General features: G+C 45.2%; 15 protein-coding genes, 1 tRNA gene and 1 pseudogene. 3 read left to right on the top strand and 14 right to left on the bottom strand.

The features are described 5' to 3' along the window. Positions 1-288: 288 nt before the first annotated feature. The 14 genes and pseudogenes from ACOV1R_RS06200 to rpoN form a co-directional block, all read right to left on the bottom strand. Complete coding sequence (locus ACOV1R_RS06200) at positions 289-8,268, bottom strand: bacterial Ig-like domain-containing protein (RefSeq protein WP_097558036.1); 7,980 nt, start codon at positions 8,266-8,268, stop codon at positions 289-291. A 459-nt stretch (positions 8,269-8,727) separates the two neighbouring features. Continuing rightward, positions 8,728-9,198 (bottom strand): SsrA-binding protein SmpB, encoded by a 471-nt coding sequence (gene smpB, locus ACOV1R_RS06195; protein WP_053267135.1) that lies wholly within the window; start codon positions 9,196-9,198, stop codon positions 8,728-8,730. Positions 9,199-9,223: 25 nt separating this feature from the next. Continuing rightward, entirely contained in the window at positions 9,224-11,638 is a 2,415-nt protein-coding gene (rnr, locus tag ACOV1R_RS06190; RefSeq protein ID WP_003641052.1) for a ribonuclease R, read from the bottom strand. An 8-nt stretch (positions 11,639-11,646) separates the two neighbouring features. Further along, the gene (locus ACOV1R_RS06185) at positions 11,647-12,396 is read right to left on the bottom strand and encodes an alpha/beta hydrolase (RefSeq protein WP_053267136.1); all 750 of its coding nucleotides are present in this window, start codon (positions 12,394-12,396) and stop codon (positions 11,647-11,649) included. 48 nt (positions 12,397-12,444) lie between these two features. After that, positions 12,445-12,681: a preprotein translocase subunit SecG gene (secG, locus tag ACOV1R_RS06180; protein WP_003641050.1), complete on the bottom strand. Its 237-nt coding sequence runs from the start codon at positions 12,679-12,681 to the stop codon at positions 12,445-12,447. Between the two features lie 99 nt (positions 12,682-12,780). Next, positions 12,781-13,119 carry a TrkA C-terminal domain-containing protein gene (locus ACOV1R_RS06175; RefSeq protein ID WP_234369363.1) on the bottom strand — a complete coding sequence of 113 codons (339 nt, stop codon included), beginning with the start codon at positions 13,117-13,119 and terminating at the stop codon, positions 12,781-12,783. A 39-nt stretch (positions 13,120-13,158) separates the two neighbouring features. Further along, positions 13,159-14,291: pseudogene (locus ACOV1R_RS06170) on the bottom strand (ClC family H(+)/Cl(-) exchange transporter); the annotation flags it as partial. 16 nt (positions 14,292-14,307) lie between these two features. After that, a complete protein-coding gene (locus ACOV1R_RS06165; RefSeq protein WP_021357260.1) occupies positions 14,308-15,183 on the bottom strand; it encodes a hypothetical protein in 876 nt (291 codons plus the stop codon). Positions 15,184-15,330: 147 nt separating this feature from the next. Further along, entirely contained in the window at positions 15,331-16,659 is a 1,329-nt protein-coding gene (gene eno, locus ACOV1R_RS06160; RefSeq protein ID WP_003643976.1) for a phosphopyruvate hydratase, read from the bottom strand. Between the two features lie 81 nt (positions 16,660-16,740). Further along, positions 16,741-17,499 (bottom strand): triose-phosphate isomerase, encoded by a 759-nt coding sequence (gene tpiA / locus ACOV1R_RS06155; protein ID WP_003643975.1) that lies wholly within the window; start codon positions 17,497-17,499, stop codon positions 16,741-16,743. 26 nt (positions 17,500-17,525) lie between these two features. After that, on the bottom strand, positions 17,526-18,728 hold the full coding sequence (locus tag ACOV1R_RS06150; protein WP_003641045.1) for a phosphoglycerate kinase: 1,203 nt from the start codon (positions 18,726-18,728) through the stop codon (positions 17,526-17,528). A 120-nt stretch (positions 18,729-18,848) separates the two neighbouring features. Further along, a complete protein-coding gene (gap, locus tag ACOV1R_RS06145) occupies positions 18,849-19,871 on the bottom strand; it encodes a type I glyceraldehyde-3-phosphate dehydrogenase (RefSeq protein WP_003643974.1) in 1,023 nt (340 codons plus the stop codon). Positions 19,872-19,937: 66 nt separating this feature from the next. Continuing rightward, positions 19,938-20,969 carry a sugar-binding transcriptional regulator gene (locus tag ACOV1R_RS06140; protein WP_021357259.1) on the bottom strand — a complete coding sequence of 344 codons (1,032 nt, stop codon included), beginning with the start codon at positions 20,967-20,969 and terminating at the stop codon, positions 19,938-19,940. 216 nt (positions 20,970-21,185) lie between these two features. Continuing rightward, a complete protein-coding gene (gene rpoN, locus ACOV1R_RS06135; RefSeq protein WP_424743528.1) occupies positions 21,186-22,523 on the bottom strand; it encodes an RNA polymerase factor sigma-54 in 1,338 nt (445 codons plus the stop codon). Between the two features lie 82 nt (positions 22,524-22,605). On the opposite strand from rpoN, the gene ACOV1R_RS06130 reads away from it, so the two are divergent. The 3 genes from ACOV1R_RS06130 (at position 22,606) to ACOV1R_RS06120 (ending at position 25,220) form a co-directional block, all read left to right on the top strand. Beyond that, positions 22,606-22,677: transfer RNA gene (locus ACOV1R_RS06130), tRNA-Arg, on the top strand. 819 nt (positions 22,678-23,496) lie between these two features. Next, positions 23,497-24,087 (top strand): ATP-dependent Clp endopeptidase proteolytic subunit ClpP, encoded by a 591-nt coding sequence (clpP, locus tag ACOV1R_RS06125; protein WP_003641041.1) that lies wholly within the window; start codon positions 23,497-23,499, stop codon positions 24,085-24,087. Positions 24,088-24,245: 158 nt separating this feature from the next. Next, on the top strand, positions 24,246-25,220 hold the full coding sequence (locus ACOV1R_RS06120) for a 2-hydroxyacid dehydrogenase family protein (RefSeq protein WP_053267138.1): 975 nt from the start codon (positions 24,246-24,248) through the stop codon (positions 25,218-25,220). Positions 25,221-25,296: the final 76 nt, after the last annotated feature.

Here is a 25,296-nt window from a genome sequence, read left to right as displayed (position 1 = left end):
TTAATGATGTCGCTATCATCGGCCATTTGCTTAATAAAATAAAGTAAATGGCCGTTTCTAACAAAGATTCTGATGAAAGCACCCCCTTTTTACATTTTAAAATTTTGTTCAAGCATTAATCACTACTTAACTGAATACTTGACACTAGATTCATCAACCCGCGCAACCAGCCGTTAAGTCCAAACAGCAGCAGTTAACAAAACGGACCAATTCAAAATGAATCGGTCCGTTGCAAGAAATCGCTATCAATTTTAGCTAATCGATGAACTTAACACGCCAATCGTACGCTTAATCCTCATGCGTATGCCGCCGACGTCCTAATCCCATTAACCCTAATAATCCCGTTAATCCGAGTACTACCGCGCCTTGTTGTGCTGAGCGGTCGCGCTCGCCCGTCTGTGGCAGTGTGTCAGCAGTCGTGTCAGTTACTCGTGTCACAGGTGTCGCTGCTGCTTTGGCTGCGCTAGTATGCTCATTGTTGGCCGGTAGAGCTGGCACAGCGGTCGTCTTGACCTTAGTCTGTGCACGAGTAGCCGCGGCCGGTTGTTGCTTTGTCGTAATCCGATCATCAACGCCCCAGTCGACGGTATGACCATCCGAATCGTTAGGTCGCTCACTCAGCTTCGGTGTTTCACTAGGATCAGCGATACCTGCATGATCATTGCCGTTAGGGTTAGATGTTTCGCCGTGATCATTGTTGTCAGGTACGGTCGTTCCACCATGATCATTGTTATCAGGGTCGGTCGTGTTAATGTGATCATCGTCAGGTAAGACGACGGTCACCACAGCCGTTTTAGTTAACTGATTACCGGCAACATCAGTATAGTGGTAAGTCAACGTGTACTGGCCAGCGCATTGTGTGTTGACCGTACCATCGGCCGCGATATCAGCTAATGTCAGCGCTTGGCCCTGGGCATCGGTTGCACGTTCGAAATTATCCTGAGCAGCCCAAGTGTTTCCGACGGTCAACTGACTATCACGCACTTGTAACTGGGTCTGACTAGCCAATATATCGATACTCGTCGTGACAGTAATCAGATTACCCGCACGGTCCATGTAACTTAGTGTCAGTGGGTAATTGCCGGCCCGCCGTAAGTTCAGGGTACCATCTACAGTCACCCGTTGGCGCTGCGCTGCTGTCAGCAACGTGCCATCCGCTGCCAAACTCGTTGACCAGTCAACACTATCATTCAGTGACCAGGTCGTCTTAGGGCCGGCAATCACGGTAACTGGCCGCGTACTGATTTTAGCCTGCGTGGCAACGGTTGTCACTTGGACCAACGCCGTTTGTTGTTGTCCCAGCGAGTCCGTGTAAACCAGTTGCACAGTTTGTGGCTGACCAATATGGGCAACCGTTAAATCTGGCATCGCCACGACTGTAATAGCGGCATTATTGACCGCAATCGGCTGGCCCATACCATCAGTAATCGTTCCAATACCCTGATGATAATCCCACTTGGCAGTCGGACCCGCGATGACCATTTGTGGCTGAGTCGTTAATGCTGCTTGGTCGACTGTCACCGTCGTAGTCGCAGTTTTTACGTTGCCCACCTCATCAGTATATGTCAGGGTGACTTGTTGTTTTCCGGCCTGTTGAGCATTGATGGTCGTCATCGTAACATTTTGATAATTCTGACTAGTCTGGCCCCAGGCGTCCGTTAAACCAGTGACTAGATCCACAACCGTTAATTTTCCGACAGCTGCAGGCCAAATCACCTGGTCAGCACTAGTCGTCATGTGCGCCCGTGAGGCGACTGTTGTGACCTCCGCCGTGGTGGTTTGGGTCAATCCTAATTCATCAGTGTAACTGAACGTAACGACTTGAGGCCGCCCCACCATGCCTGTGCTCAAATCTGGGCCTGTCAACACCTTAATATTAGCATCACCGACATTAATCACTTCGCCGGCAGCATTCGTCACGGTTTTAAAGTTCGTCTGATAATCCCAATGGGCAGTCGGCCCGGCAACCGGTCGAGCGGTTTGGGTCGTTAAGGCGGCTTGATCAACCGTCACTTGGGCAGTTGTTGTCACCTCGTTGCCGTAATCATCGGTATACGTTAGAGTCACCGTTTGGGCACCAGGCTGGCTGGCATCGACCGCACTCATCTTGACATTGGTCAAAGACGACACTTGAGTGCCATCCGCGCCGGTAATCGTTTGCAAAAAGTTGGCTGGCGTCAGTAGCCCCGCATCTTTGGCCCATACAATCTGTGCCGGACGTGGCACGAGTGCCGCCTGTGATGCCGTTAAGGTCAAAGTAGCTGACACAGTATGTGTCTGTTGTAGATCATCCGTGTACATCAAGGTAACCGTTTGCGGCTTATCGATCATTTTAGCCGTTAGTTGCGGGCCGGTTATGACCGTAATCTTAGCTTGATCAGGATTAAACTGGTGGCCTTGCGAATCCGTAACAGTCGCCAATTGTTGCCGATAATCCCAAGTCATACTTGGCCCCCAGATTTGAGTCCGGTTCTGACTATCAATCTTGGCCTGATCAACCGTTACTTTTACAACGGTACTTACTTCGTTACCAGCCGCATCCGTATAAGTTAATGAGACGGGTTGAACACCTGGCCAGGTCGCGTCTAGCTTAGACATCCGAACGATTTGATAATCAGTCACCGCTTGTCCAGAGGCGTCCGTTAAGCTCGTTACAAGGTCATTAGCCGTTAGCTTCGCCGCGGCATCCGGTTGCACGATAACTGCCGCCTTGGCCGTTAACATAGCTTGTGAGGCCTCAGCTGTCACCATTGCCGTGACCGACTGGGATTTCCCGAGCTCATCCGTATAAATCAGTGTGATCAGCTGTTGTTGCCCGACTGAATCAACATTCAGATCTGGCCTGTTCAACACTTTAATTGTCCCCGGTTGGACGGTAATAAGTTGCCCAGCTGCATTCGTCAACTGACTAATACCGGCTTCGTAACTCCACGTTGCCGTCGGGCCGGCAATTACCGTACTTGGTTTTGTCACTAGCTTTGCCTGGTCGACTGTCACATTGGCATACGCGACGGATTGATTACCCGCAACATCCGTGTAAGTCAACGTCAAACGTTGCTGCCCCGCTAACTTGGAATCCAGCACACTCATTTTGACATTGTCGTGATTTGTAATCAGATGACCTTCAGCATCGTATAAACGATCAACTAAGTCCGTTGCCGTCAGTTGTTTAGCTTGATCAGGCCAAATAATCTGGTCAGCAACAGCCGTGATCTTCGCCTTTGAAAGCGTCGTCGTTACAATCACGTCGGTCGTGTGAATTTTACCCAGACTGTCAGTATAGGTCAACGTAACCGTCTGTGGCTTGCCAGCCTTTGCCGGAGTTAAATCAGGCGTAGTAGCTGTAATGTCAGCAGTATCGACATCAATTGTCTTTCCGTTGGCATTGATGACTTGAATGACGCTGTCCCGGTAATCCCAAGTCGCCGTTGGGCCGGCAATTGGGTGTGTCGCTTGACCAGTGATTGTGGCTAAATCCACGATCACAGTCGTCGAATCAGTCATCTGATTGCCATACGCGTCTGTATACGTTAACGTCACGGTTTGTGGCCCGATAGCTTGAGGATCAAAACCACTCATCGTCACATCATCAAAATTATGAATTTGAACGCCATCCACATCGTACAGTGCCGACACTAGCGACGACGCAGTTACCATGTTCGCGTTTTCCGCTAAAATTACTTGCTTGGAAACGGCAGTAATGGACGCTTTTGAAGCCGTGGCTTCGACATTGGCAGTCTCTGTGTGCACTTGCCCTAAATCATCAGTATATTCGATCACGATTGGAGAAGTACCAGCCACACTTAAATCTGGACGCTGCACGACCGTAATCTTAGCATTGCTTAATGTTAGCGATTGTCCCTTAGAATCAGTGACGGCTTTGATGTTATCAGCATAGTTCCAAGTCGCCTTAGGTCCCGCCACTTGAGTGTGATTTTGAAGCGTTAGCGTTGCGAAATCCACGGTTACAGTCGTCGAAACAGTCGTTTGATTGCCATACGCGTCCGTATACGCTAACGTTACTGTTTGTGGTCCGATAGCTTTAGCATTAAAGCCACTCATCGTCACATCATCAGAATTATAAATTTGAACGCCATCCGCATCGTACAGTGTTGACACTAGTGACGACGCAGTTACCATGTTCGCTTTTTCTGCCAAAATCACCTGCTTAGAAACGGCAGTAATGGCCGCTTTTGAAGCCGTCACTTCAACATTGGCAGTCTCTGTGTGCGCTTGCCCTAAATCATCAGTATATTCAAGTACAATTTTATAAGTTCCAGCCACACTTAAATCTGGACATTGCACGACCGTAATCTTGGCATCGCTTAATGTTAGCGACTGGCCCTTAGAATCAGTGATGGCTTTGATGTTATCAGCATAATTCCAAGTCGCCTTAGGTCCCGCCACTTGAGTGTGATTCTGAAGCGTTAGCGTTGCGAAATCCACGGTTACAGTCGTCGAATCAGTTGTTTGGTTACCATACGCATCCGAATACGTCAGTGTCACGGTTTGTGGCCCGATAGCTTTAGTATCGAAACCACTCATTGTCACATCGTCAAAATTCGTAGCTTTGTTTCCTGCCGCATCAATTAACTCACTGACCAGGTCAGTTGCCGTCAGCTTTTTTGCGTCATCAGGTATGATAATCTGGTCAGCAACAGCCGTGATCTTCGCCTTTGAAAGCGTCGTCGTTACAATCACGTCGGTCGTGTGAACTTTACCCAGACTGTCAGTATAGGTCAAGGTAACCGTTTGTGGCTTGCCAGTCTTTGCCGGAGTTAAGTCAGGCGTCGTGGCTGTAATGTCAGCATCGCCGACATCAATTATCTTTCCGTTGGCATCGATAACTTGAGTGACGCTGTCACGGTAATCCCAAGTCGCGGTTGGACCGGCAATTGGGTGTGTCGCTTGACCAGTGATTGTGGCGACATCCACGGTGACTGTCGTCGAATCAGTCGTTTGGTTACCATACGCATCCGTATACATCAGTGTCACAGTTTGTGGCCCGATAGCTTTAGCATCAAAACCACTCATCGTCACATCGTCAAAATTCGTGGCTTTATTTCCCGCCGCATCAATTAACTCACTGACCAGGTCGGTTGCCGTCAGCTTTTTTGTGTCATCAGGTATGATGATCTGGTCGCTGACAGCCGTAATCTTCGCCTTCGAAGCCACCGTGTTGACAACCGCAGTGACTAAGTGTTCTTTGCCCAACTCATCCGTATAACTGAGTGTCACCGTTTGGTCATGGCCGACCATCGCAACACTTAAATCAGGTTCAGTAACGACTTTAATATCAGCGGTTGCGAGATTATCAAGCAACTTTCCATTTGCATCCTTGACCCATTCCAAACCAGCTAGATAGTCCCATTTAGCTTTAGGCCCCGCAATTGGATTCGTTAGCTTGGTCTTCAAATCTGATTGGTCAACCGTTACTTTGGCATAAGCTGTCACTAGATTGCCAGCTTCATCCGTATAAGTAATAGTAACGGTCTGCGCGCCACCCTTGCTCGTGTCAATTGAACTCATTGTGACATCTGTTAGGTCGGTGCTAGTATCGACAGGGTTCCCGTTGGCAGCCGTGATTGTCACCAAATCGGCGACTTTTAATTGAGCAACCTCACTGGGCCAAATCGTTAACGGCGCCTTGGTTGTAACTTGTGCCTGAGAAGCAACGACTGTTACTTGAGTTGGGACGCTGATGACATTGCCCAACGCATCCGTATACGTGAGTGTGACAGTTTGCGACCCAATTTGCGTTAAATCAGGTTGCTGATCAACCACAATGTTAAGTCCGTCTAAACTAACCGGGTTCCCATCAAAATCAGTGACACTCGTGACATACTGGCGATAGTCCCAACTTGAGTTTTCGGGTCCTTTAATGATGGTACTATTACGCATTGTTAAGTCGGCCTTAGTTGCGACCATCGTCACCGTGGTGGTTGTCGTGTGGACCATGCCAGTAGCATCATCCGTATACGCCAGCGTAACCGTTTGTGCGCCAGCTTTACTCGTATCCAAGCCTGTAACCGTAGCCGTCGCGAGTTCGTCGGCACTTAGCTTATCGCCGGCCGCATTGCGGGAGTTGTCCGTGTCGATTAAATCATTAATCGTATACGTTGGCTTAGCACCCATTTTGATCGTCAACGGTTTACCAACTAGTTTGCCTTGATTTGCCGCTACCGCAACCGTACTAGTTTGCTGCCATACTTTGCCATACGCATCCGTATACTGCAAGTCAACTTGATAGGTACCGGTAGTTTGAGTGTCGACCGTCGTTACAGCAGTATCGCCGTTCACGCTAATAACTTTGACGACTGTGTCAGCGGTCGCATAAATATCAGTCCCATTCACATCTTTTAGTGTTGCAACACTATCGGTAACTCGCCACGTCGTCTTCGGCCCGGCAATTAATCCGGTTACATTTTTGGACGTGAAATCAGCATAGGATGGGCTAGTTTCCCAGACCCAAGTGATTGTATCGGCTGGATTATCGACGCCATTATACAAAGCCATTAACTCACTCGACGTATACGTCTGGGTGGCATCAGCTTGATTGACCCATTTACCGGTATAGCCAGTTCCAGTTGGAATGTCTGGCAATGAACTACCGACTAAATATGTTTTTGACCCAACCGTTAATGCGTTTAGGTTCATGGGCAACGGATTCCCGCTACTATCTTGATTCAAAAACATATCATGATCTGCAGGTTCCTTATTCATATCAGCTTCAGTGACTGCTGCAAAGTTAGACATGTCCAAACTCGCAATGTTGATTGCCTTTAATCCAGGGGCTCCCTCAAACATAAACTTAGTACTAGTTAACGTACTGCCCGTCTGCCAGCCCGTTATATCAAGATCAGTGAGATTGGTATCATTTAAAAACATCGATGACAACGCTGTAACATTCAACAAGTTCCAGCCATGTAAATCCGCCGTTGTTAAACTCTTATCTCCATTGAATAACCCATCTATATCCGTGACCATCCGCACATTCCAAGTACTTAGATCAATACTGGTCAAGGCCGTGTTAAATGAAAACATTCTTTTTAAGCTCACTGGTTGAACCGTATTCAACTGCCACTGACTTAAATCATAAGATTGAACTCGCGAGTCACTGGCGAACATAGAGTCAAAGGACGTACCAGAACTGACATTCCAATGCGCTAATCCTGAGAAGTCAGCAATCTTAGTTCCCATAAACATCATTGAAAAGTCAGTGACTTTCGAAGTATCCAGATTTTCAAGGCCATCAATACTGGCCAAATTTGGATTATACCAGAACATATAACTAGTATCAGTCCCCGCATTAATTGGACCATCAATCACTACTTTCGTTAACTCACTGCCAAAATCCCCCGGTACGTCGCTGACATCACCCACTCCGGTCCAATCACCAGCATGAATCGTCAACACACCATCATCTGTGTACTGCCAGGCACTTGTTCCCAGAGTCCCAGTTGAGACAACAATTGCGGGTGTGGCGGCTCGCGCTAATAGTGCCCGATTTAACTGGACTTTATCGTTAGTCGTCGTAATTGTATTAGTTGTGGCAGTTACAGCTATCGGACTAGTTTCTGAATCCACAACTTTTTCAGTTTCATTAGAATCTTTCGAGTCTGAGTCACCAATACTGGCCATTGTGCTAGTACTTGGCGATGCGACACTTGAACGATTAGTTTGTAGTGATTCATCAGCCACCACCGTGTCCGTCACATTAGATTGAATGCCACTCTCAGAGCCCGTTCCTTGATCATTTTGATAATCAGAATTTTGTGTTGTGACTTTCTGTGAACTCGATGCGACACTTACTGAGCTGTTTGACGTTTGGTCCAAACTGTCGCCAGAACCAGTTTTAGCCTGACTGCTTGCTGATGCCGAATCAGAGGTACTGAGATTACTGGTTGCGTTTTCATTTTCTCCTACTGCCGTAACCGATTGTTCAGCCTTTGAGTCAGTAGTGGTGCCACTAACCGCCTGTTTTTTTTGAGCACTAGTATTTGTTGTTGCCGCATTAATCGCCGTCGCACTAGACTGAGTCGTTGCCCCTGTTGTACTAGTCGTAGTAGTCCTTAAAACCTGTGAGTTGGATGATGAGGATGCCCCAGCAGTGGTCGTAGCTGCGGTGGCTGCGGTCGTCGTTTCCGTATCTGCCCGACTTATCAGTGGATTCAGAGTAAAGGTAGCCACGGTAATACCAGCAAATACCCAGAAACGTCCCTTTTTATACATTTTATAATGCTGCTTGCTCGTTATAAATCTATTCATACATGTCCCCCCAAGAATCCATGCAATAAATCATATCAAAATTAACTTATTATCAATTTGAGTTATACTAAATCTGATTAATATCAGAATAATAACATTCTCCAAAGTTTAGTATCAATTATATTTATTGAATCAATTAATAAATAACGCGTTTAACTATCAATACAATTATATGCTAACATAATTACCAGCTAAGTCGCAAGTGCTTGTACCCGACCTTTCGCAAAATATTTATAGCCTGATAACCATTTTGCTAGTATCTAGAACATTTATAACAGTGAGCACTACATCAGTACATATAAAATATATGCTTGCCGTCGTCCGTCCACGGCACAGAACCACCAACAACACATACTAAAAAAGGTCTTCCAAGAATCGAATTAATTCTTGGAAGACCTTTTTATGACGCTGCCATACTCGTTGTATGGTGCAGCGATGCAACGCTAACGTAATCGATGCCTAGTAATGTTTCATAACCCGGTCGATTTGACGCTGTTGTTCGCGTTTCTTGATATCTTGCCGTTTATCGTATTCCCGTTTCCCGTGAGCGACTCCAATTAAGACTTTCGCAAATCCATGCTTGAGATACATCTTAAGTGGAATAATCGTCACACCCTTAGTCATTGTTGCTGCACCTAACTTAATGATTTCTTTCTTGTGCAACAAAAGTTTCCGGGACCGCAACGGGTCAACGTTATAACGGTTACCCTCTTTAAACGGACTAATGTGAACGTTTTGCATCCAGGCTTCACCGTTGCGAACTTGAACGAAACCATCCTTTAAGTTGACCCGCCGATCGCGAACTGATTTGATCTCCGTCCCCGTCAGCGCAATGCCAGCTTCATAGGTTTCCTCAACAGCGTAGTCATGGCGTGCTTTCCGATTTTGAGCGAGGGCGGTATCTGGGTGCTTACCGTGTTGTTTGGCCATTGCCGCACATCCCCTTACTTAAAAATTAACGCCGACGATCGGTTGATGACCGCCGATTGTTGTTAGTACTATGATTATTATTGTTGCTATTATGATTATTATTGTTCCGGCGACCATTGCTATTGCCATTACGATGGTTATTGTTGTTGCCACCACGATGGTCGTTATTCCGGTTATTATTGTTCCCATTTCGCCGGTAGTTACCGTTATTGCCACCACGCCGATTATTACCACGATAGTTATCATGATGTTCCCGCTTTGGCAATAAATCAGTCTTTGGCGCTTCTTCAGGATTCAATAACTTAAAGTCGACTTCTCGTTGATCCTTATCGACCCGCATTAGTTGAACTTTGACGGGCTGGCCGATTCTAAATGTCCGTTTCGTCTTACGACCAACCAACGCTAATTGTTTTTCAACGTATTCGTAGTAGTCGTCGTCCATCGTACTGATATGAACTAAGCCTTCAACGGTATTTTCTAGTTCAACAAACAGACCGAATTTCATAACGGAATCAACAACGGCTTCAAACGTCTCACCAACGTGATCAGCCATATATTCAGCCTTCTTCATCGAATCAACGTCGCGTTCAGTATCAATCCCCCGCCGTTCATGATCAGAAGTCGTTTCCGCAATATTTGGTAGGTTATCCCGATAACGTGCCCGGGCTTCTTCACCAGTGCCGTTTTCAGCATAATGGCGAATCAAACGATGAACCATCATATCTGGATACCGCCGAATTGGTGACGTAAAGTGAGTATAATACGGTGCCGCCAACCCAAAGTGACCAAGCGACTGGTCAGCGTATCGGGCCTGCTTCATGCTCCGCAGCATCATGACTGAGACCATGGCTTCTTCGGGCTTACCAGCAACCTTCTTCAAAACGTCTTGAAGCATCTTCGGCTTAACATCCTTAGAACTCCCCTTGACACTGACACCAAAGTTAGTGACGAATTCAAAGAAACTAAGCATCCGGTCACTATCAGGCGTTTCATGTACCCGGTAGATAAACGGTACCTTAAGTTGACTATAGTTTTTTGCAACCGTTTCGTTGGCTGCCAACATGAAACTTTCGATCATTCGTTCAGCTAAGCCACGTACCCGTAATTGAATGTCAATTGGATGACCGGCTTCGTCAACGATAATTTTAGCTTCGTTATCATCAAAATCGATCGCACCACGATGCCGCCGATGCTTGTACAAGATACGGTGTAAGTCGCCCATCGTATCAAACATGTCGACCAAGTCCGCGTACTTTTCACGCGTCTTGGGGTCATGGGCTTCGAGAATCTGATTAACAGCGTCATAAGTCATCCGGGCGTGTGACCGAATCACACTTTGGAAAATCTTATGGTTAACGATTTCCCCCGTTTGATCAATCTCCATCTCACAACTCATGGCTAATCGTTCAACATCAGGATTTAAGGAACAAATCCCGTTTGATAGCCGCCGTGGCAACATTGGAATCACACGGTCAGTTAAGTAAACTGACGTCCCACGTTTGAATGCTTCCCGGTCTAACTCAGAGTTCTCGGTGACATAATGGCTAACATCCGCAATGTGAACGCCTAGATGGAAGTTCCCATTTGGCAAGCGCCAAGCAACAACCGCGTCATCCAAGTCTTTAGATTCGGCGCCATCAATCGTTACTAATGGCTGGTCCGTAATGTCGACCCGACCAACTTTTTCTTCATCAGTCACGTAATCCGGAATCCGGTTGGCTTCATCCGTCACTTCTTCTGGAAACACTGATGGGACGTCGTGTTGGTAGACCACTTGTAAGACGTCCATCCCAGGATCATCAACACTCCCAATGACCTGCTTGGCAATCCCAATCATCCGCGTTGGATGCTGAGCGTCAGGATAAGCAGCCACTTCAGCAATGATGACTTCCCCCTCAGTGGGGTGTAAGCCCTGATCAGTGATTAATAACTGATATTTGGATAATTTCTTATCCTTAATTTCCACAGAACCAATAATCCCGTCTTCATCCGTACTTGGTGTATACGCACCGACAATCTGGGTATAGTTCCGTTTAACGATGCTGACAATTTTACCTTCAGGGCCGCGGTCGGAACCGGGACGGGCTGGTCGAATGATTTCAACCGCAACATCGTCACCGGTAATGGCAAACTGCGTGTTGTCCGGATTAATGTAAATATCAGGCAAATCGGGATCGTAACGAACGAAACCAAAGCCCTTGTCATTACCATGAAATGAACCTTCAACAGTCTTCGTTTCCTGGACCAGCTTGAAATGATCATGATCATCGGTACTAACTAATTTTTTACGTTCCATATTCGCAAGTTCCTTTACTAGAAAAGTAAACGCCGTTGCGCCTGTAAAATGCAATTCATCCGTTAGTTGTTCAACACTATACGTGCGATCGGGATGAGCTTGCAAAAAAGTCAGGATTTGTTCTTGTAAGTTTGCTTCTGACATTATTTACCTCATTTATAAATAGTTTTTAAATATGTTAAAACATCTTGTTCCAATTGGTGATGCGCACTGTTGACGGTAATCACGTGTCCAGCATCAGCATACCAATGAAAATCAACTGGTACTTGTGGTAATTGATCACGTAATCGTCGCGCTACCGTCGCATCAATTAATTCATCTTGCCCACCCTGACCAATGAAGAAAGGTTGGGTCACAGCGCTGAGGTGACTCGTAACCTCTGTCGTAGTAAAGGTATTGACTGCCTGCAATTGCCGCTGAACCAGTTCCGGCAACGTCATTAAGATCTGTTCACGCTCGGTAATTGAGAATTGACTGTGCGCCAGTTGATGGTGACTCAGCGTGATAAACATTTCAGCAACGTCACTACGATTACCAGCAAATAGTGGTGAACTAAACGTGCCACCACCTAGCAACTGAGGATCACGTTCCAAGGCCGCCGTCGCAAAAATACCACCTAATGATAAGCCAAAGATACTAATTTTAGTATAGCCTTTTTGCCGCATAAATGATATTGCTTGTTGCGTATCTTGCCACCATTGCGCCGGCGCCTGTGCGAGAATATCTCGTGGATCATCAGTCGCGTGTCCACTGAATTGGGGGCCATAAACTGTATAATCTTCCCGTTCTAATGCTCGTGCTAACATCCGCACATCATTGGCACTTCCCGCATAGGCGTGCAATAAAATGACGGCATGTTGGCCATGTTCAAAGAAAAACGGTTCCGGTTGTTTCAGCATCATTACACCACCTTAAAAAAAAGCCTCCTGAAATCACAGGAGGACGGTCAATTACTTCGATGAGTACCATGCTAGAGCTAACGCCAGGATAAAGAATGCGATTCCTAATACCACGGTTACCTTCTGCATGAACGCTTCAAAACCGCGGGGCTTCTGCTTGGCAAACAAGTCATCAGCACCACCGGTTAATGAAGACATGGCATCATTAGTTTTGGATGGTTGCATCATCACCGCAATGATAATCAAAACGGAAACAACCAGTATTAACGTTAACAATAAATTATACAAGAAATGTGCCTCCTAAAGCCTCCGCTATGTCTATAACAATTTAACATATTTTGCCTTATTTTTCCAGTATCCTGAACAATTCGTTGCTTTGTTTAGTGCTCAGGGCGTCGCGACCGTTAAATGTGCGATTTGATGACGCACCCACGCACGATTATCACGGTCAGTCAAGATAATTAAGGTATCACCAGCCCGCATCAAGGTGTCGCCATGCGGGATCACTTGACGCTCCCCACGGCGAATAGCGATCAATAATGACTCTGCTGGCCATTTAAAATCACGAACTTGATGGCCCTCTAACTTAGAGCCTTCAAAGATCGGCAATTCTAACCGATCCTGGATACCGCTATGTTCCGGTAACCGCGGCTGAATTAACTTCTCTAGCAAAGCCTCATAAATCGGAGCGCCGCCTAAGAGATCCACGACTAAGTAGGCCGTCATCGAAACGACTGCTAATGGCATCAAGTGATGTAGTGTCCCGACCATTTCAGTAATCAATAAAATTGCGGTAAACGGTGCTTTACCAATGCCGGCAAAGTATCCAGCCATTGCAAAAATAATAAAGTTCGGAATCAAGTTCGTCGGCATCCAACCAACGGCAACCATGAACTGGGCATAGATTGCACCTAAGATGGCGCCCAGTGACAAGATTGGCAAGAAGATGCCCCCCGGCAAACCAGAACCATATGAAATGGTAGAAAAGGTAAATCGTAACACGAAAATCCCTAACAAGGCGAGTAACGCTGGCGTTACCGCGGCCAAATTAATCCAATCGGAATCACCAGTAAAAATGGCACCAAGCCATCCAACCAACTGGGCAACCGCAACTTGGCATACCAATTTGGCATCGTCAGCGTCACGTTTTGATATAGATAACCGAAAATACCGAGAAAAATCCCGAGCCCAATCAGATTGCCATATTGACTCAACGGAAGGTTATGGCCGTACGGAATGTGTAATACTGGTACAAGGCCAAAAAAATTGAGCGAAATAAAATTACTGGCCATCGCACTAACTAATGCGGTGGTCCAAATGATTGGTGAAAAATTATGATAAACCTCTTCCAGAACAAATAACGTACTGGCAATCGGTGCGTTGAAGGCCGCTGAAAGGCCAGCTGCTGCACCACCGGCAATCAAGGAGCGTCGATCTGATCCCGTCTGTTTGAGTTTCGACGCGACACCCTGACCAATCGTAGCTCCCAATTGAATCGAGGGGCCTTCGCGGCCGAGAAACAGTCCAGAACCAATGCCCAGAATACCACCGACAAACTTGCGCCAGAGCACTGACCACCAACTATAATCAAGCTCGCCAGCTAATTGACCCTCAACTTGTGGAATGCCAGACCCTTTAATATTCGGTTCATTCTTAACTAACCAACCCACAAAGAACGCCACAGCCACAGACAAGCCTATCCATGGAAAGAGCAGTAGCCAATTTGTATGAATTTGTGCGTACACCCATTGAACGAACCTCAGTCCCTGCTCGATGCTGAAACGAAAAATACTAACCACGATCCCAGCAATCACACCGACAATTAATGCCCGGCCAATCGAGCTGAACCGTGTAAAGTCAAAATGTTGTTTTGCAATGTGCGGCCGCTGTGCCACCATGAGTTCCCCCTCTTAATCATGATAATCGTTGTGCAATCACTTGCTGGACGGCCGCTAACGTCACGGGCGCTCCAGGATGTAATGCCTGAATCTGCTGTGGTCCATCTACGCGTAATAACAAACCTAATAACAGATCCTTTTCTAAGTCGTCAGTTTGATAAGTTTCCTTAAATCCAGCCAATAAGTCAGTATCATCATTAAATGCTTGCAAAATTAGCGGGACTAATTCCGTTTGTTTTGCAGCTTGATGGGCGGCACTGAATCGCTGTAAACCTAATTCACCACTAGTCACAATTAAATTCTCGCCCACTAGATTGCCATGAACAAATTGATTAGGCGTTACGGTGTGTACTTGTAGCCAGGCCGTACGCTCGGCAACAAAGTCGGGGCCCAGTGTATCCCACTCGGTTGATTGGGCAGCGGTTGGCCCAAATGCAGGAACTTCAGCATTAAGTCGCGTCAACATCGTCCCAATCTGGCGCCCCAGTGTTGACTTAGCAAGGGGCTTAGCCGTTGCGCAAAATTCAGTTAGCGTCAGACCTTGTAGTGGCTGATAAATCACGTAGTAGAACTGGTACTTATCAAAAATGAAGCCCGCATGCAATAGACGCGGAGCACCCAAGCTCAATCGAGCCATCCGGGTCAGTCCAAAACGTTCCGCCTGATAATAGGCCCGAGTTTGGGGGATAACCTCACTGGGTGGAAAAATCGCGATTTGGGTGGGTCCGACCGTAAAGCGGGCGGCCAACTTATCCGCAACGGGTTCTGGCGTTTTATAAGGCTCATTTTCACTGGCATAAATTTTTTGAATCACCGGTTCAAAAGCACCCGCATTCAGTTGCAGTCCTTGCCAATCAGACCACTCATTAATTTGTTGCTGAAAGTCATCCATTCTGCTCGCTCCTTACTCAAAATACGCATGTTTCTATTCTACCACGACTCGTCCGTCCCTAGACCCTAAACTCAAACAGATGTTCCTTAAATTATGTATAATAAAAACGCCGTCCCATCGGAACGACGTTTTCATTAGAACTTCAAATTACTTGCTAGTAATGGTGTTCCGTGCAGCTTCGTCTAAGTTGTAGAAACCGTGGATACCTTTGTATTCTGAAGTGCTTTCAAGTTGGTCTTCGATCCGCATTAATTGATTGTATTTAGCAATCCGTTCAGTACGGCTCATTGAACCAGTCTTGATTTGGCCAGCGTTCATTGCGACAACTAAGTCAGCAATGGTCGTGTCTTCAGTTTCACCAGAACGGTGAGAAACGATGGCAGTGTAGCCAGCTTCTTTAGCCATTTCGATAGCTTCAACAGTTTCAGTTAAAGTACCAATTTGGTTAACCTTGATTAAGATTGAGTTAGCAACGCCCATCTTGATACCCTTTGCAAGGTAGTCCGTGTTCGTAACGAATAAGTCGTCACCAACGATTTGAACTTTCTTACCAAGCTTGGCAGTTGCCATTTGCCAGTCTTCCCAGTTGTTTTCATCCAAAGGATCTTCGATAGAAACGATTGGGTACTTGTCAACAATGCTGTCAAGTAAGTCAACGAATTCTTCGGCAGTAAATGATTGACCATTTTCGCCTTCACCCTTTAAGTCGTACTTGCCAGTTTCTTCGTTGTAGAATTCTGAAGCGGCACAGTCAAAGGCAATGGCAATATCCTTACCAGGCTTGTAACCGGCACGTTCGATAGCTTCAACTAAGATTTCGAATGGTTCTTCGTTGTTCTTCAAGTCAGGCGCAAAACCACCTTCGTCACCAACGGCAGTTGAGTAACCGCGTTCGTTCAAGATCGCTTTCAAGTTGTGGAAAGTTTCTGAACCCATCCGGATAGCTTCTTTAACTGAAGAAGCGCCAACAGGCATGATCATGAATTCTTGGAAGTCAACGTCGTTGTTGGCGTGGGCCCCACCATTGATAACGTTCATCATTGGTGTTGGTAAAACGTGAGCGTTGAATCCGCCAAGGTAGTTGTATAAAGGCATTTCAAGTTCGTCAGCAGCAGCACGTGCAGCGGCAATGGAAACACCTAAGATAGCGTTAGCGCCTAACTTAGCTTTGTTAGGAGTACCATCTAACTTGATCATAGCTTGGTCAATGGCACGTTGGTCAGTTACATCGTAACCAACAATTTCCTTAGCAATTAACTTGTTAACATTGTCAACGGCTTTAGTAACACCCTTGCCCATGAAACGGCTCTTGTCACCGTCACGTAATTCAACGGCTTCATGTTCACCAGTTGAGGCACCTGAAGGAACGATACCGCGGCCAAATGCGCCACTTTCAGTATAAAGTTCAACTTCAACAGTTGGGTTACCACGTGAGTCTAAGACTTCGCGAGCATAAATATCTGTAATAATAGACATTAATTTCTCTCCTTAAAATTGGCTTGTTATTTGTTTCACACTTATTGTAGAAGTTTGTCAATCAACTTGCAATAACTATTATTAGTTATTTTGATAATTAACAAGTTCCAAGAATGAATCAGGTTGTAATGAAGCACCACCGACTAAACCACCGTCGATATCATCTTTGCCCATTAATTCGTTAACGTTGGCTGGTTTAACACTACCACCGTATTGAATCCGAACTTTATCAGCAACTTCTTGTGAGTAAAGGTCAGCAACAGTCTTACGAACAACCGCACAAATTTCTTCAGCTTGGTCACTCGTAGCAGTCTTACCAGTACCGATGGCCCAGATTGGTTCGTAGGCAATAACCAATGAACTTACTTGGTCAGCTGATAAGTCTTTCAAAGCAGCCTTGATTTGGCCTGAAACCCATGATTCTGCTTCGCCGGCTTCACGTTGTTCTAATGATTCGCCACAGCAAATGATTGGCTTCATGCCGTTCTTGAAGATAGCGTGTGCCTTTTTGTTAATGTCTTCGTCAGTTTCGTGGAAATAACCGCGACGTTCTGAATGACCAATAACAACGTAATCAACGCCTAAGTCAGCTAAGGCAGCTGGTGAAGTTTCACCAGTAAATGCCCCAGCATCTTCAAAATAAGCATTTTCAGCAGCAATCTTTAAATCAGAACCCTTGGCAGCTTCAACCATTTCCTGTAAGAAAAGGGCTGGGGCAGCAACGACTGATTCAACTTTTGATGGATCTGGTAATTGATCCTTAACAGCATTAACGAAAGCTAAAGCTTCGCTAGCTGTTTTGTTCATTTTCCAGTTACCGGCAATAATAGGTGTACGCACGATAAACCTTCCTTTCGGAGAACAGATTATTTTTCAGAAATAGCAGCAATACCAGGTAATTCCTTACCTTCAAGGTATTCAAGTGAAGCACCGCCACCAGTAGAAATGTGGGTTAACTTGTCGCCAACGCCAAGTTGCTTAACAGCGGCAGTTGAGTCCCCACCACCAACGATGGTCGTTGCGTCTGATAAGGTTCCTAAGAACTTACCAATTTCAAGCGTACCTTTGGCGTAGTTGCTCATTTCGAAGACACCCATTGGTCCGTTCCAAACAACGGTCTTAGCGTCGCGTAAAACATCTTCGAATTCTTCGATTGACTTAGGACCAATATCTAAGGCCATGTAGCCATCAGGAATTGAACCTTCAACAACCTTGCTAGGAACATCGTTATCAAACTTTTCAGCAACGATTGAGTCGCTAGGTAAGACTAACTTGTCGCCAGCTTTTTCGATGATTGACTTAGCCAATTCAATCTTGTCTTTTTCAACAAGTGAGTTACCAATGCCCATGCCTTTAGCAGCATAGAACGTATAAGTCATCCCACCACCGATGATGATCTTGTCAGCTTTGCTGATTAAGTGATCGATAACACCGATCTTATCAGAAACCTTGGCACCACCTAAGATAGCAACGAATGGGTGCTTAGGATTGTCAACCGCGTCACCTAAGAACTTGATTTCCTTTTCCATTAAGAAACCAGCGGCAACTTGATCCATGTTTGAAGCAATCCCAACGTTAGAAGCATGGCTCCGGTGAGCAGTCCCGAAAGCATCGTTGACGTAGACATCACCAAGTGAAGCCCAGTACTTGCCTAATTCAGGATCGTTACCAGATTCGCGCTTAACTTGTTCGCCGTTAACAACGTCTTCAAAACGAGTGTTTTCAACAACTAAGACGTCACCGTCGTTCATGTTGTTGATGGCAGTTTCCAGTTGTTCGCCTTCAGTAACAGGTACGAAGGTAACAGGCTTGTTTAATAAGTTTGAAAGACGTTCTGCAACAGGACGTAAGCTTAAGCCTTTCTTGTCGTCTTCGCTCTTAATCCGACCTAAATGTGAGAATAAGATGGCTTTGCCATCATGTTCAATCACGTATTTGATCGTTGGTAAGGCAGCGACGATCCGGTTGTCGTCACCAATTTTGCCGTCTTTAATTGGAACATTAAAGTCGACACGAATTAAAACTTTTTTATCTTTAACATCTAAATCTGAAACGATTAATTTAGCCAATGTTAAAATCCTCCTAGAATTCGTGACTGCTGAAATTAAAAAAACGGCAAGAGGAGTTTTGCCTCCCCCCGCCGTCAAAACCATATGCGGTTTTAAAGTTCTTAACTATCTAATCAAATATTAGAGAGTGGCGAACTTCAATAAAGTACGTACCATTTGGCAAGTGAAGCCGTATTCGTTATCGTACCAAGCAACAGTCTTAACTAATTGGTTGTCACCATCAGAAGTAACTTCTGTTTGAGTAGGATCGAAGATTGAACCGAAAGTAGTACCGATAACATCAGATGAAACGATTTCGTCATCGTTGTAACCAAATGATTCGTTACCTTCAGTATGCTTCTTGATTGCGGCGTTAACTTCGTCAGCAGTAACTTTCTTGTCTAAGATAGCAACTAATTCAGTTAATGAACCATCAACAACACCAACACGTTGTGCATGGCCTTGTAATTTACCGTTCAATTCTGGGATAACTAAGCCAAGAGCCTTAGCAGCACCAGTTGAATGAGGAATAGTGTTTACACCGGCAGCACGGGCAGCACGGAAGTTACCACCACGTACAGGGCCGTCAAGTAACATTTGAGTTGAAGTGTAAGCATGGATAGTAGTCATAGTACCAACCTTGATACCGAATTCTTTGTTTTCAAAGAATGCTAATGGTGCAAGGCAGTTAGTAGTACATGAACCAGCAGAAACGATACGGTCATCTGCAGTCAAGATGTCATCGTTAACGTTGTAAACGATGGTCTTCAAGTCTGAGCCAGCAGGAGCAGAAATCAAGACACGCTTTGCACCAGCGTCCAAGTGAGCTTGTGACTTAGCCTTTGAAGTGTAGAAACCAGTACATTCGAGAACGAAGTCAACACCGTCGTTCTTAACCCAAGGAATATTTTGTGCTTGTGGTTCAGCATAAACACGGTAGTTCTTACCGTTAACAACGATTGAATCGTCGGTTGCTGAAACGTCAGCGTTCAAAGTACCATGAGTTGAGTCATACTTCAAAAGATGAGCCAACAATGCAGGTGAAGTTAAATCGTTAATAGCAACAACTTCGATATCACTTGACTTTTCACCAAGTTCTAAGATACGACGGAATGCTAAACGACCGATACGTCCGAAACCATTAATACCAATTTTTACAGACATACTAGAATTTCCTCCTTGTGGAAATAAAAATAGTTTTATTTTAAAAAGCAACTTCACTATAGAAGATTACTTTTTTAAAATCAAGTTAGCCGCACCCTCATCCGTGATCAAACACGTCTGTTTAGGTGCAATGTTCTTCATATACGCGGCAATTGCGGTGGCTTTTGAAGTCCCACCCGCAATGGCGAGTATAATCTCCCGATGGGCCAGTTCTCCGATTTGCAATCCAATCCGTGGAATCCGGTAGACCACGTTACCCTTCTTATCAAAGAAGTAACCAAAGGCTTCACCAATCGCTTCACGACTGCGTAACACCTTGATCTGATCCTCAGACATATTCCGGCGATGGGCCATTGAAATGGCTTCACCGATACTATGCACGACCACGTTAGCTTGCCCGATAATCGCCAGCACCTCTTGAATACTTGGTTCTTTGAGGAGCGGTTCATACGTTCGTTCACTGACCTGTTCTGGTACAAACAACGAGCGGAACTTACCGCCAGTATGTTGTGCCATTTGTGACGCGATGGTATTTGCTTGAATCGCAACCGATTCACCAACACCACCACGCGCCGGAACAAATAACAAATCACGTTTATCACCTAATTTATTAGTTAAGCGACTTGCCACATGTTCCATGGTATGCCCACCCATAACAGCAATAATATTACGCCCTTCCGGCAATAATTGCTGTAATAGCTGGTTCACTTCTTCGCCCATGGTCCCAATAACTTTCAACTGTCGATCGGAATCACCAGAAACGATGATGCAACGCTTAATATTAAAGTATTGCGCCAACTGTCGTTCTTTCTGGCGAATGCCCATTAGCTCATCCATAAAATGACTTAGGCCTACTAACACGTCCTGACCTTGCTGGGTAACTTGCATGCCCGATTTGTTTGTCATAATCAAATCTAGCTTCCGTAATGTATCCGTTTCGGTCCGTAACGTCCGTTCGCTAACACCTAACGTCTGAGCTAATAGCCGACGTCCAACTGGGGCCATCCAATTAATGGTTCTTAATACTAAGTAACGACGACTCAGCATGTCAACCATATCTGGGGCAATTGCCTCAATCCATTGAATATCTGAATGCATGGCATCCAACCTGCTCTCTAGTGGGACGGGTCTGGTCCAGCTATGTCGAAAAGCGACCCAAAGACTTCAAAAAACAAAGCACACAACGCAAATTCACTAAGAAATCAATGTTGCATACCTCTCTTACCACACCATGAATTATAACAGGTTCATAAGGTGGTTGCAAATGAAACCCCAATTAAACTTATAACCGACTGGTCCAAATGGCGCGTCAAATTATCGTTCGGTTCTCAAGTGTTGTTTTCGCCTTGATGACGACGGAATGTTAAGATTTTCACGATATTTCGCCACTGTCCGCCGAGAAAGTTCGACATTTTCCGCATTAAGAATCTGAACAATTTTTTGGTCTGAAAGCGGTTTTTCTTTATTTTCCTGTTCGATCAAGGTCACAATTCGGTGTTGAACACTGTCGGCCGAAACGATTTTGCCACCAGTGGGACGTTTACTGACCGCTTTGGTAAAGAAACGTTTAAGTTCAAACATACCGAAGTCCGTTTGAATGTACTTTCCATTAATACTTCGACTGATTGTTGATTCATGCACTTTTAACTGTTGGGCAACATCTCGTAACAATAGTGGCCGTAAATCCGTCGTTTTTTCCAAGAAGAAGTCTGCTTGACGCTCGATAATGGCCGTTCCCACTCGAAAAATGGTTGCCTCGCGTTGCTGCAAACTGTTAGCAATCCAGTCATACTCACTTTTCTTTTCTTTCAAATATTCCGTAACTTCCTGATCATCATGCTGCCCCATCTGCTGATAATACCGACTGCGGAATTTAACCACCGGTTGAGCCATGGATGCGGTTCGCAATGCCAGCTGGCCTCCCTGATTCGTCACCACTAAATCGGGAAAGATGTACCCGGTCGTCTCCTGCCCGATTGCCGCACCGGGTACGGGTGTTAGTGTTCGCACATAATCATAAATACTTGAAATGTCCGCAAGCGTCACCTGATACTTCTTAGCCAACAAGTCCCATTGTCGATTAACCAGCTCGTCAAAACTTTCTTCTAAGACAATATAGGCTAAGTTCGGTGCATGGTCATCATTTTCTGTCTGCAACATCAGCGCTTCTTGCAAGCTCCGGGCCCCAACACCCGGCGGATCAAGTTGTTGTAATAAGGTAATTGCATCCAACAACTCAATTGGCGTTGCCTTAGTTTCTTGCCGAACCTGCCTCTCATCAATCCGCAAATAACCATTCACGTCAACGTACTCAATTAAATAAAGGACAATCTGACGCAAATGGGTATCACGCATCGTTAGGTGAATCTGATCCAACAAGTATTCAAATAACGAATGCTGATTAGAGGTCGACACACGCTCAATGAAATCCGCCTTAGTGGTTACATTTTTGGCTGCGTTCAAACTGGCGTGATTATTATTCCAATTTGTATCCACATCGATCAATGGGTTTTCTAATGCTTTTTGCGTTAGAAAATCTCTTAGTTCTTCCACATTAAACTGCAACATCTGAATGGATTGTTGTAGTCGCTGGGTCATCGCTAACTTCTGTGATTGCCGCTGTTGCTGGCGAAATCCTGGTCCCAGTGCCATAAAAATACCTCCCTGAATAAATTTTTATGTAAAACCCTTGTGTTTTTATCCATTATTCGCTAGAATATAATATGTTGTTTAGGCGCCCGTGGTGTAATGGATAGCACGTAAGATTCCGGTTCTTGAGATGGGGGTTCGATTCCCTCCGGGCGCATCAGTAGCTGAGAAATGATTCTCAGCTTTTTTTGTGCATTTATTTAAGTGACAACTACTGGACTATACCAGTCACATCTCCATATAGTAACTTAATTTAAACCAAACAACAAGTAATATCCTTTCGGGGTCAGTAATAGTACCTATACCCGCTCGTCCAAGTAAAAATAATCAAAAAGTAATCAGTTCAAGTAAACCATATACCAGTGTAGTCGTTTAGTAGATTTAATAACAGCTAAACTTACACTATTCAAATAATAATTACTACAATTGTTATTATATTATAGAATCGTTTTAATCATGGTAAATTTCATTCATGCATCCGATACTGATTAATTCGTTGCGAGCAACTTGAGTCCAGCAACAAGGTCAAGTCGTTTAATATGTCGGCTCACGTGCGAATTTCCAACTTCTATTAGACTCATCGTTGTGGGTCACTATCAGTAAATTGATTCACCTACTATCGCGATAATAAAATTATGCGGGTCGACTACTTTTAAATCACCACATTAGTGCTGAATATGCAAGTTCATTACTGCTTAATCTTGAATCATTATTATAAGAGAACATCGTTTTCAAGCCAAGGTAGACGCAACACTTAATCCAAGGCCTACTAACTAAAATCGTCGAAAAAAAAGAGATTGGGTTCACCCAATCTCAAGCCGTATTATGATAGAAACCTAAGTATACCACGTTAACTGCATAAACGGAATTCTGTTTTTGAGGTTTTTCTTTTGACCTTCACTGACCTTAGCGGTAAACTACATTTATATTAGCAATCAGCTAATCAAATAATGCAACCTTAGGAGGCTAACAAATCATGTATCCAGTTCCTACAGTTATTGAACAGTCATCACGTGGCGAACGTGCTTATGACATCTATTCACGACTATTAAAGGACCGTATCATTATGTTATCCGGTCCCATTGAAGATAACATGGCAAACGCCATTATTGCCCAACTACTCTTCTTGGATGCCCAAGATTCAGGTAAGGACATCTATCTCTATATCAACTCACCAGGTGGTGTCGTTACTGCCGGCTTAGCAATCTACGATACGATGAACTTCATCAAATCTGATGTTCAAACCATCGTTATGGGGATGGCTGCTTCCATGGCCAGCGTCTTAGCTTCATCTGGTACTAAGGGCAAGCGTTTTGCTTTACCTAACTCTGAAATCTTGATTCACCAACCATCTGGTGGTGCTCAAGGTCAACAAACGGAAATTGAAATTGTTGCGGAAGAAATCTTGAAGACTCGTAAAAAGATCAACCAGATTTTAGCTGACAACTCGGGACAATCCGTTGAAAAGTTGAACCATGATACTGAACGTGATAACTACTTAAGCGCACAAGAGGCTAAAGACTACGGTTTGATCGATGATATTATGGAAAACAACAAATTAAAATAAGCTAATATCTTTGACTGGGCTAACTAGACGTTGGCCCAGTTTTTTTGCTCGTTTTCTTGTCATTCGTTTTGCAATAGCCCATACTGCACATAAGCAGGGATTACTACCCGGACAATATTACTTGTCCTTGAACTTAAAAGTAAAAAGGAGTCTCTATAATGACAAAAGTCTTTATTGCTGGTCAGCTTCCAGCCCAAGCTAATACGTTACTTTTACAAAGTCAGTTAGTCATTGATACTTATACCGGCGATAACCTGATCAGTCGCGCGGAACTCATCCGTCGAGTCGCTGATGCCGACTTTTTGATTACCCCACTCTCAACTCAAGTAGATCAAGATGTCTTAGACCACGCCCCACACCTTAAACTGATTGCTAATTTTGGTGCTGGCACTAATAACATCGATATCGCGGCAGCAGCTAAGCGCCAGATTCCAGTCACGAACACGCCGAACGTTTCGGCGGTCGCAACCGCTGAATCAACGGTCGGTTTGATTATCAGCCTAGCGCATCGTATCGTGGAAGGCGATCACTTAATGCGAACTAGCGGCTTTAACGGTTGGGCGCCACTGTTCTTTCTCGGCCACAACTTACAAGGCAAGACACTCGGCATCTTAGGCCTTGGCCAAATTGGTCAAGCTGTTGCCAAACGATTACACGCCTTTGACATGCCCATCTTATACAGCCAACACCACCGCCTACCGATTAGCCGTGAAACGCAACTTGGCGCAACCTTTGTCTCCCAGGATGAACTTTTACAGCGTGCCGACATCGTCACTTTACATCTGCCGCTTACCACACAAACAACGCATCTAATCGATAATGCTGCTTTTAGCAAAATGAAGTCCACGGCGCTCCTCATCAACGCCGCACGGGGGCCAATTGTCGACGAGCAAGCACTTGTGACGGCGCTGCAACAACATCAAATTGCTGGCGCTGCACTCGACGTCTACGAACATGAACCGCAAGTCACACCTGGTTTGGCCACGATGAACAACGTCATTTTGACACCTCATCTTGGCAACGCAACGGTCGAAGCTCGCGATGGCATGGCTACCATTGTCGCGGAGAATGTGATTGCGATGGCCCAACATCAGCCAATCAAGTACGTGGTTAACGACGTAACACCAGCATAGACCAATCAGTGTAGTTGTCTTGCGTGACAACTCAAGCACTGTAGAACCATTCGTCGAAATAAATAAGCGGTCCACT

This window comes from Lactiplantibacillus sp. YT640 (assembly GCF_049745435.1).
Taxonomy (GTDB): domain Bacteria; phylum Bacillota; class Bacilli; order Lactobacillales; family Lactobacillaceae; genus Lactiplantibacillus; species Lactiplantibacillus plantarum.
The sequence above is the reverse complement of the archived record's forward strand: the minus strand, read 5'-3'. Positions and strand labels throughout refer to the sequence as shown.